The sequence below is a fragment of the Roseateles sp. P5_B10 genome (assembly GCF_056400485.1).
On the sequence record NZ_JBFULE010000153.1, the window covers coordinates 1 to 9,070 of the forward strand.

General features: G+C 70.4%; 9 protein-coding genes. All 9 read right to left on the reverse strand.

Annotated features, from left to right (window positions below):
- A partial coding sequence (locus AC1DU6_RS12140; RefSeq protein ID WP_477857439.1) for an ATP-binding cassette domain-containing protein occupies positions 1–642 on the reverse strand: 642 nt, incomplete at its 3' end.
- Positions 643–644: 2 nt separating this feature from the next.
- Positions 645–1,409, reverse strand: coding sequence for an aliphatic sulfonate ABC transporter permease SsuC (ssuC, locus tag AC1DU6_RS12145; RefSeq protein ID WP_056198904.1), 765 nt, complete (start codon positions 1,407–1,409; stop codon positions 645–647).
- A gap of 4 nt (positions 1,410–1,413) precedes the next feature.
- Positions 1,414–2,586 carry an FMNH2-dependent alkanesulfonate monooxygenase gene (gene ssuD, locus AC1DU6_RS12150; RefSeq protein WP_477857442.1) on the reverse strand — a complete coding sequence of 391 codons (1,173 nt, stop codon included), beginning with the start codon at positions 2,584–2,586 and terminating at the stop codon, positions 1,414–1,416.
- Complete coding sequence (locus AC1DU6_RS12155) at positions 2,583–3,530, reverse strand: aliphatic sulfonate ABC transporter substrate-binding protein (RefSeq protein ID WP_056198897.1); 948 nt, start codon at positions 3,528–3,530, stop codon at positions 2,583–2,585. The genes ssuD and AC1DU6_RS12155 overlap by 4 nt, the downstream gene beginning before the upstream one ends.
- A complete protein-coding gene (locus AC1DU6_RS12160) occupies positions 3,527–4,492 on the reverse strand; it encodes a sulfonate ABC transporter substrate-binding protein (RefSeq protein ID WP_457325635.1) in 966 nt (321 codons plus the stop codon). Before AC1DU6_RS12160 ends, AC1DU6_RS12155 begins: the two co-directional genes overlap by 4 nt.
- A 46-nt stretch (positions 4,493–4,538) precedes the next feature.
- Positions 4,539–5,171: an NADPH-dependent FMN reductase gene (ssuE, locus tag AC1DU6_RS12165; RefSeq protein WP_457325633.1), complete on the reverse strand. Its 633-nt coding sequence runs from the start codon at positions 5,169–5,171 to the stop codon at positions 4,539–4,541.
- 146 nt (positions 5,172–5,317) lie between these two features.
- On the reverse strand, positions 5,318–5,902 hold the full coding sequence (locus AC1DU6_RS12170; RefSeq protein WP_477857444.1) for a YdeI/OmpD-associated family protein: 585 nt from the start codon (positions 5,900–5,902) through the stop codon (positions 5,318–5,320).
- Positions 5,895–7,304, reverse strand: coding sequence for an MFS transporter (locus AC1DU6_RS12175; RefSeq protein WP_477857445.1), 1,410 nt, complete (start codon positions 7,302–7,304; stop codon positions 5,895–5,897). The genes AC1DU6_RS12170 and AC1DU6_RS12175 overlap by 8 nt, the downstream gene beginning before the upstream one ends.
- The coding region (locus AC1DU6_RS12180; RefSeq protein WP_477857447.1) for an aspartyl protease family protein at positions 7,301–9,070 on the reverse strand (1,770 nt) is incomplete at its 5' end. The genes AC1DU6_RS12180 and AC1DU6_RS12175, both read right to left, overlap by 4 nt.

Consider the following 9,070-nt stretch of genomic DNA (forward strand, 5'->3'; position numbering starts at 1 on the left):
GGCCAGGGCCACGGCCTCGGCGACATCGTGGGTGACGAGCAGGGCCGTGAAGCCGTGATGGCGCCAGAGCTGCTCGATGAGGCGGTGCATCTCCAGCCGGGTCAGCGCATCTAGCGCGCCCAACGGCTCGTCAAGCAGCAGCAGGCGAGGGCGGTGCACGAGAGCGCGGGCGAGTGCCACGCGCTGGCGCTGACCGCCTGACAGCGTCGCCGGCCAGTCGCTGCCGCGGCCGGCGAGGCCAACCTGGGACAGTGCCTCCATCGCGCGGTCCCTGGCATCGGGGCCGGCGAGGCCGAGCGCGACGTTGTCGACAACGCGCTTCCAGGGCAGCAGGCGGGCGTCCTGGAACATCAGCCGGCGCTCGCCCGCCGTCCCCGCTTCGACAAGGCCGGCGCTCGGCGAGTCCAGCCCGGCGATGAGCCGCAGCAGCGTGCTCTTGCCGCAGCCGCTGCGGCCCACCAGCGCGACGAACTCGCCCGGCGCGACGGTCAGGTCCAGGTCCTGCAGCACATGGCGTGTGCCGAAGGATTTGGCAACGCCGCGCAGTTGCAGCGCCAAGCCGTTCGACGTGTTGCGTGCCGGCGTGTCGACCACCACGGGCTCTCGCGGTAGCACGGGGGTGTCGAATTCAGTGAGCCACATGGTCAGTTCCCCTCAGCCGCATAGCCGCGGTGCCAGGGCAGCCAGGCTTTCTCCAGCCCGCGCGCGACGACGTCGGCCAGCTTGCCGAGCACCGCATACAGCAGGATGCCGACCAGCACGATGTCGGTCTGCAGGAATTCGCGCGCATTCATCGTCAGGTAGCCGATGCCGGCCTGGGCCGACAGCGTCTCGGCGACGATCAGCAGCACCCACATCAGCCCGAGCGAGAAGCGCAGGCCGACGAGGATGGACGGCAAGGCGCCGGGCAGGATGACCTGCCGGTACAGCTGGAAGCCCGACAGGCCGTAGCTGCGCGCCATCTCGATGAGGTCGCGGTCGACGTTGCGGATGCCGTGGAAGGTGTTGAGGTAGACCGGGAAGAACACACCCACGGCGACCAGCACCAGCTTGGCGGCCTCGTCGATGCCGAACCACAGGATGACCAGGGGGATCAGCGCCAGCGCGGGGATGTTGCGCACCATCTGCAGCGTCGTGTCCAGCAGCGTCTCGGCCGCGCGCCAGGTGCCGGTCAGCAGGCCCAGCAACAGGCCGAGGCCGCCGCCGATGGCCAGCGCCGAGAAGGCCCGCGCCGTGCTGACGGCGACGTGATGCGCCAATTCGCCCGAGCGCAGCAGCTGCCAGAAGGCGGCCAGCACCGCGGCGGGCTCGGGCAGGATGCGCGCAGACAGCACCCCGCTGCGTGAGGCGATCTCCCAGGCGACGAGGAGAGCTGCGGGCAGCAGCCAGGGGATGAGGCGGCGCAACATCGGTTCAGCTCGCGGAAACGGCCTTGGGCACGTAGCTGTTGGCCACGACTTCGCCGAACGGGCCGGTCAGCACGGGCGCGGTGAGCTTCTCGCGCACGCCCAGCGGCAGCAGCGGGAACACCAGTTCCGCAAAGCGGTGGGCCTCGTCCAGATGCGGATAGCCGCTGAGGATGAAGTACTCCAGGCCGATGTCCGAGTATTCCTTGATGCGGTCCGCCACCTGCTGCGGGCTGCCCACCAGGGCCGTGCCCGCGCCACCGCGCACCAGGCCCACGCCGGCCCACAGATTCGGCGCGATCTCCAGCCCCTGGCGCACATCGGCCTTGTTGAACTGGCCACCATGCAGTTCGGCCATGCGGCGCTGGCCGACCGAGTCCATGGTCTTGAAGCGCGCCTGGGCGGCGGTGACGGTGGTTTCGTCCAGCTCGGACAGCAGCTCGCCGGCGGCGCGCCAGGCTTCATCTTCGGTCTCGCGCACGATGACATGCAGGCGGATGCCGTAGTGCAGGCGGCGGCCTCGTGCCGCGGCGCGTTCGCGCACGTCGGCGAGTTTTTTCTCGACCTCGGCCGGGGGTTCGCCCCAGGTCAGGTAGGTGTCGACCTGCTCCGCAGCCAGGTCGTGCGCCGGGCCTGAGGAGCCGCCGAAGAACACCGGCGGGTAGGGCTTGTTGATGGGCGGGTAGAGCACCTTGCCGCCCTTGACGCTGAGATGCTCACCATCCAGGTCCAGCGGCTCGCCGGTGTGCGAGCGGGCCAGCAGTTCGCGCCAGATGCGGATGAACTCGGCGCTCTGCTCGTAGCGCGCCGCGTGATCGAGGAACTGCCCGTCGCCGGCCAGCTCGTCGGGGTCGCCGCCGGTGACAAGGTTGACGAGCAGGCGGCCGCCCGAGAGGCGGTCCAGCGTGGCGGCCATGCGGGCGCTCTGCGACGGCGCGACGAGGCCGGGCCGCAGCGCGACAAGGAACTTCAGGTTCTTGGTGGCGTCGATGAGGCTGGCCGCGACGATCCACGAGTCTTCGCAGCTGCGGCCGGTGGGCAGCAGCACACCCTCGTAGCCGAGGCTGTCGGCGGCAATGGCGATCTGCTTGAAGTAGGCGTGGTCGGCCACGCGCGCGCCGCGCGTGGTGCCGAGATAGCGGCTGTCGCCGTGGGTGGGGATGAACCAGAAGATCTTCATGCTTTCACCTGTGCAATGGCATCGGCAACGCGGATGGGGCGGGGGATCAGCGCGAGCTCGGCGAAGGCGTCGGCCACCTGTTGCTGCTCGCGGACCAGGTCGGGCGTCAGCGGACCGACGGGCGCGGCACCGCGGCGCTCGACCATGCGCTGCACGATGGCCACGGGCAGGCCGGCGAATTCGGCATAGCGCTGCACCGCGTCCTTGCGATCGGTGCGCACGCGCGTGTCGGTGTCGGTCAGGGCCTGGAACAGTGTCTTCACCAGGGCCGGTTGCTGGCTCAGCGCGCGCGACGCCAAGTAGAAGGTGTTGTTGCTCGTCAGGCCGCGGCTGGTAGCCAGCGCGCGCAGCTCGCCGCTGATCTCGGCGGCGGCGTAGTAGGGGTCCCACACGGCCCACGCGTCCACCGAGCCGCGCTCGAAGGCAGCGCGAGCGTCGGCCGGCGGCAGGTAGACAGGCTGGATGTCGGCCCAGGCCAAACCAGCCTTCTTCACGGCCTGYACGGTCAGGAAGTGGGCGCTGCTGCCCTTTTGCAGGGCCACGCGTCGGCCCTTCAGGTCGGCCAGCGTCTTCAGCGGCGAATCGGGCTTGACGAGGACGGCCGAGCTGTCCGGCTTGGGCGGCTCGGCGCCCACGTAGACAACGTCTTTGCCCGCGGCCTGCGCGAACACCGGTGGCGCGTCGCCGGTGGCGCCGAGGTCGACGCTGCCCAGTGCCAGGGCCTCCAGCAACTGCGGGCCGGCGGGGAACTCGGTCCACTGGATGCGGGTGCCAGGCAAACGCTGCTCCAGCAGGCCGTAGCTCTTCAGCAGGGCGAGGTTGAGCGAGCCCTTCTGGAAGCCAATGCGAAGTTGCGTGGGTGCGTCGGCCTTGGCGCGCGTCCAGACGGCGGCCGTCGTGGCCAGGATGGCGATGGCCGCACGGCGCGTGGCGTGGGCGCTCATCGCGTGGCCTCCGCAACGGTGGTGGCGGGCAGCGCGTCGGCGACGCGGATGGGCTTGGGAATCAGGCCGAGGGCGTGGAAGGCATCGGCGATCTTTTGCTGCTCGGCGGCGACGGCCGGGGTCAGCGGCTTCACGCCGAACTGGTAGCGCGTCAGGCTCTTCTCGACGACCTCGGGCTCCAGTCCCTGCAGCGGCGCGATGACAGCCGCTGCGGCCTTGACGTTGGCCTTTACATAGGCGGCCTGGGCCTGGTTGTCGTCAAACAGCGCCTGGATGACCTGCGGGTGCTGCTGCGCGAAGCCACGCTCGGCCAGGTAATAGGCGTAGTTGTTGACCAGGCCGCGGCCGTCCTGCAGCAGGCGCGCACCGCTCTGCTTTTCGACGGCGGCGAGGAAGGGGTCCCAGATCACCCAGGCATCCACCGCACCTCGCTCGAAGGCGGCACGGGCGTCGGCCGGCGGCAGGTAGACGGGCTGCACGTCGCTGTACTTCAAGCCTTGCTTCTCCAGCGCCTTYACGAGCAGGTAGTGCACGTTGCTGCCCTTGTTCAGCGCGATCTTCTTGCCCTTCAGGTCGGCCAGCGTCCTGATGGCGGAATCCTTGGGCACGACGATGGCTTCGGCTTCGGGCGCGGCGGGATCAAAGCCGATGTAGACGAAGCGTGCGCCGGCGGCCTGCGCAAAGATGGGCGGCGCCTCGCCGACAAAGCCCACGTCGACGGCACCGACGTTCAGGCCCTCGAGCAACTGCGGGCCGGCCGGGAACTCCACCCACTTCACGGCGACGCCGAGGGAGCTGAGCTTCTTCTCGAGCGAGCCCGAGGACTTCTGCAGCGTCAACAGGCTGGCGGATTTCTGGAAGCCGATGCGTAACGTTGTCTGGGCAGAAGCGTGCAGGCTGGTGGCCGCGATCAGCAGCGGCGCGGTCCAGCGAAGGACATGTCGAAGAGAGCGGAAAAGCATGAAGAGCGTCCTGTGCAAAAAGATCCCGGCGCTCGGGCGCACCCGATCAGCGCCCGAGCGCCGGGATGAAGTCGCCGGTCCCGTGCGGGAGGCGAGGAGACAAGCGGTGGTGAAGCTGGCCTTGCGGCGTCGACAGCTGAGTGGGCTCTGGCGAGTTCCGCATTCGTGGCGTCAGCGGAGCGAGGGCACGGTCCAGCCGTGCGATCAGATCGGGCTCCGGCACGAAGCCGCCGGCCTCATGACGGCGCAATTGAGCGTCAGTGGCGAATACGCCGTCGAGCACATGGCGGGCGCCCAGGGCCGACAGCACGGGCTTGAGGGCATAGTCCAGTGCCAGGAAATGAGCCGCGCTGCCCCCCGTGGCCAGCGGCAGCACGACCTTGCCTCGCAGCGCATCGGGCGGGAGCAGATCGAGGAAGACCTTGAGCAGGCCGCTGTAGGCCGCCTTGTAGATGGGTGTGCCGACGACGACCAGGTCGGCCTGCTCGACGGCCTGCACGGCGGCGGCTATCGCCCGGTCCTGCACGTCCGCCGTCAGCAGCGCTGCGGCGGGCAGCTCGCGCACGAGGATGTCGTCGTGATGCGTGGCGCGGCCTTCCAGGCGCGTCAGCGCGAACTGCGTGAGCCAGGCGGAGCGCGAGCGTTCGCTGGGGCTGGCTGAGAGGCTGGTGATGTGCATGGCGGCCGGTGTCGGTTGATGCCTTGCACGATAGGGAAACCGCCTTCCTCGCGGAACGAAGGAAAGCGGGGATGCTTATTCGCAGAGCGTTGGCGCGTGTTTGGCTGGCGGCCCGTGCACGACGGTTGCGCCACAGCACCGCGGGCCTAGCTGGTGCCGCGTTCAACGGTCGCGCAAGCCCCCTCGAGGGTGTCGATCAGCTTCGCGAGCTGCACCTGTCTGGCCCGTTCATCGCGCGCCGTCAGCAGCTTCAGGATCCATGCGTACTGACGCGTGCGGCCGAGYGACTCGAACGCCGCGYTGGCGAGCGGGTGGCTCGCCAGCGCGACGGCCAGGTCGTGCGGAATGCCGGCGGTGCGCTGCGGCGCATAGGCGGCGGCCCAGCGGCCGTCGGCCCGGGCTGCATCGATCTCGGCCTGGCCCGTGGCCCGCATGCGGCCCGCGGCGGCCAGCACCGCCACCTTGTCCACATTGATCTGCGACCAGCGGCTGCCTGGGCGGCGAGGCACGTACTTCTGCAGGTAGTGGCGCTCGTCCAGCGCCCTGCGTTGGCCGGAGATCCAGCCGAAGCAAAGGCCCACGTCGACCGCCTCGTCGCTCGTCAGCGAGGGCAGGCCCGACCCCTTCCTGGCAATCTTGAGCCAGACGCCACCCTGGAGATCGACATGCGCCTCCAGCCAGGCCTCGAATTCGGCGGCGTCGCGAAAAGCGATCACCGGTGCTTCAGCCATGGCCGTCGTCCGGCGCCTGCCGCCAGGCGAGCACGATGAGCAGGGTGAACGCAATGCCTGCCGCAATCGTGCAGGCGGCATGGGCGATCCCCTGGGCACGCGCCGCGCGCAGCGCCTGCGCGGCCACCCCGCCGCTGGCGTGGTTAGCAATCAACACCAGCACCGCGAGGCCGACGGCCGCACCGATGCCCGAGGCGGTGGAGACGATGCCCGAGGCCACGCCTTGCCGGTCGTCTTGGACACCCTGGGCAGCCGCGATGAACATGGCCGTGAACATGGCGCCATCGCCGAGGCTGATGACCACCATGCCAGGCAGCAGGTCCAGGTAGCCGGCGTCGGGCCGGGCGGCCAGGCCGATCATGAGCGCGCCGGCGGCGCCCACGAGCAGCGCGCCTGCCATCGTGCGGCGCAGGCCGAAGCGGGTGGCCAGCCGACCGGCTGCCGCCGACGCCCCGGTCACGACGGCCGTGGGCACCAGGAAGGCCAGGCCGGCGTGCAGGGCGTCGTAGCCGAGCACATCCTGAAAGAAGAGGGACAGGAAGTAGAGCAGCGTGCCGAAGGTGGCCATGAACAGCGCGGCGGTGACCGCGGCGAGTGCAAGCCAGCCGTTTCGCAACAGGGCCAGCGGCAGGATCGGGTCGGCGCTGCGCCGCTCGACGGCGACGAAGGCCCCGGCCAGCGCGAGCCCGGCGAGCAGGGCTGCGAGGATCCATGGCGATGTCCAGCCCAGCTCGGGCCCCTGGACCAGGGCCAGGACGATGAGCGTGACGCAGGCCGTGGCGCTGATTGCGCCGGGAAGGTCGAACGGCCGCGACAGGTCGAGCGGCCCGTCGTGCGCGATCAGCGCGAAGGTGGCCRCCAGCGCCGCGCCGGCAAGGGGCACGTTGACGAGGAAGACGGCCCGCCACCCGAAGCCGCTGGTCAGCGCCCCGCCCGCCAGCACGCCGACCACCAGCCCAGCAGCGCCCGCGCCGGCCCAGAAGCCGAGTGCCTGGTTGCGGGCCGGGCCTTGTTTGAACAGCACGTTGATCAGCGCCAGGGTACTGGGGAACACGAGGGCGCCGCCCAGGCCCTGGAAGGCGCGGGCCACCAGTTGTTGCGCCGTGCCGGTCGCCAGCCCTCCGGCCAGGGACGCCAGGCAGTACAGCAACAGGCCCGCCGCCAGAACCCTGCGCCGGCCCAGCAGGTCCGACGCGCGGCCGCCGAGCAGCAGGAAACCGCTCGACGCAATCGCGTAGGCACTGATGACCGATTGCAGTGTCTGGGACGAGTAGCCGAGGTCCCGGCCGATGTCCGGCAGCGCAACCACCACGATGTACTGGTCGAGAGAGACGATGAACATGGCCAGCGACAGCAGCAGCAGGACGGCGCGTGTTCGCCGGCGTTCGTCGTGGTCGCTCACAGCCGCTCCCGCAGCACCAGCACGACGCTGCGTGGCTCGGTGCCGCGCCGCATGCCCAGCGTGATGCGATCGCCATCCGCCCGGGTGCGCAGCAGCGCCCGTGTCGCGGACAGCTCATCGGCCTGCACCGCCCGGCCGTCGAGGGTGAGGAGCCGGTCACCGACGGCAACCCCTGCCGCCTCCGCCGGGCCGCCGGGAGAGACGTGGGCCACGACGAAGCCTTCGTCGGCCGCGTTGAGCCACATGCCCGAGCGATCGAAGCGGCCCGCGTCGACAGGCGGCGGCACGATGGGCTTGAGATACATGCGCTGGCGCGAGTAGTCGAAGCTGGTCACGAAGCGCTTGAGCAGCCCGCTGCCGATGTTGCCGTCGAAGTTGGCATCGCTGAAGGAGCCGGCCCTGGCGCCCGACAGCGCCGCCACCGGCGCGTTGATGGTGACCGGCCCGAGCGACAGCGACGGCAGCCGCACGACCTCCGACATCGAGGGGCCGCCGACGCCCCAGCCGGTCATGGCGGTGACGGCGCCGGGGAAGCGTTCGCGCAGGCGGCGGGCGGCGACGAAGGGGCTCGTGAGGTCCACCTCGCTGCGCGAGCCGGTGTCGATGTCGAACAGCGCCGGGATGTCGCCCACCCTGCCTTCCACTTGCGGCAGGTGGTCGTAGAACTTGAACGGGATGGCCGTGCCCGCGTCGCCGGCATCGAAGGCGTCAAAGCGGCTGAACGTCAACGTGCTGTGCTGGTAGTCGATGCGCAGCGCCAGGCGGCGCAGCAGCTCGAAGCCGACCATGCCGTCGACCCGGATGCCTTCGACAGCCGGGTCGTAGATGTCCATGGTGATCGCCGTCTGGTCGTGCATGCGGACCGGGCCGAGCGCGATCTCGCGCACCTTCGCATAGCCGCTGGTCGTCGTCTTCTCGCCGGCGCCCGCCGACGGTGAGGCGCCCTGGGCATCAAGGCCCGCCTCGGCCACCACGCGGGACGAAAGGATGGTGTGGCCGCCCGTGTCGACGATGAAGGTGTAGGGGCCGTGGCCGTTGACGTGCGCCTCGACGTAGATGTGGTTGTTCAGCAGCCGGAACGGCACGCTGGCCCGGCGGGCGCCGTCGGCCAGGGTGACGCCTTGTGGTGGGTCGGCCGGCATGGCGTAGGCGGTGCGGGGCCGCCGCGGTGGCGAGCTGACGTCGAGCAGCCGCATCGTCGCCAGGCCGGACTCGCCGGTGCCGCCGTCGACGATGACGCGGCCAGCCACCTGCGCGCCGCCCTGGCGGACGTAGTCCTCGTAGGTCGTGCGGGTGTCGAAGAACATCTGGCGCTCGGCGATGCGGGCGAGCAGCCCGCTGCCGGCGTCGAACCAGGCGTCAAAACGCAAGCCGCCGCGAGGCGTCACGGCGAGATGCTCCAGAGCGCGGCCGTCCAGCGTCTCGCGGCCCAGCGCCTCGATGCGGGCGCCGCCGCGATCCCGGCGCCACCACAGGTTGGCCAGTCGGTAGGCTTCGTTGATCGCCAGGCGCACCCGGTCACCGCCCTGCTGGGGCGTGTAGGCGCCCGAGATGTCGCGCATCCACGGCAGGCGGCCGTCGAAGCCGTTCGCCACGGTGATCGGGCCGAGTTCACTGTCCGTGACGAAGGCGCCGCTGGCGGTGTCGAACCGCGTGACGACGGTGCCAACCAGCCCCTGGCCCGAATAGGCGTAGCGCAAGGCCAGGCTGCCTGCCTTGGCGGGTTCGCCTGTCGCCGCCCGGTGCGCGGCCAGCACGTGCTGTGC

Coding starts and splice junctions, on each gene's coding strand:
- ssuD (WP_477857442.1), bottom strand. CDS start 2,586: ATGAAGATCTTCTGGTTCATCCCCACCCACGGCGACAGCCGCTATCTC.
- ssuC (WP_056198904.1), bottom strand. CDS start 1,409: ATGTTGCGCCGCCTCATCCCCTGGCTGCTGCCCGCAGCTCTCCTCGTC.
- ssuE (WP_457325633.1), bottom strand. CDS start 5,171: ATGCACATCACCAGCCTCTCAGCCAGCCCCAGCGAACGCTCGCGCTCC.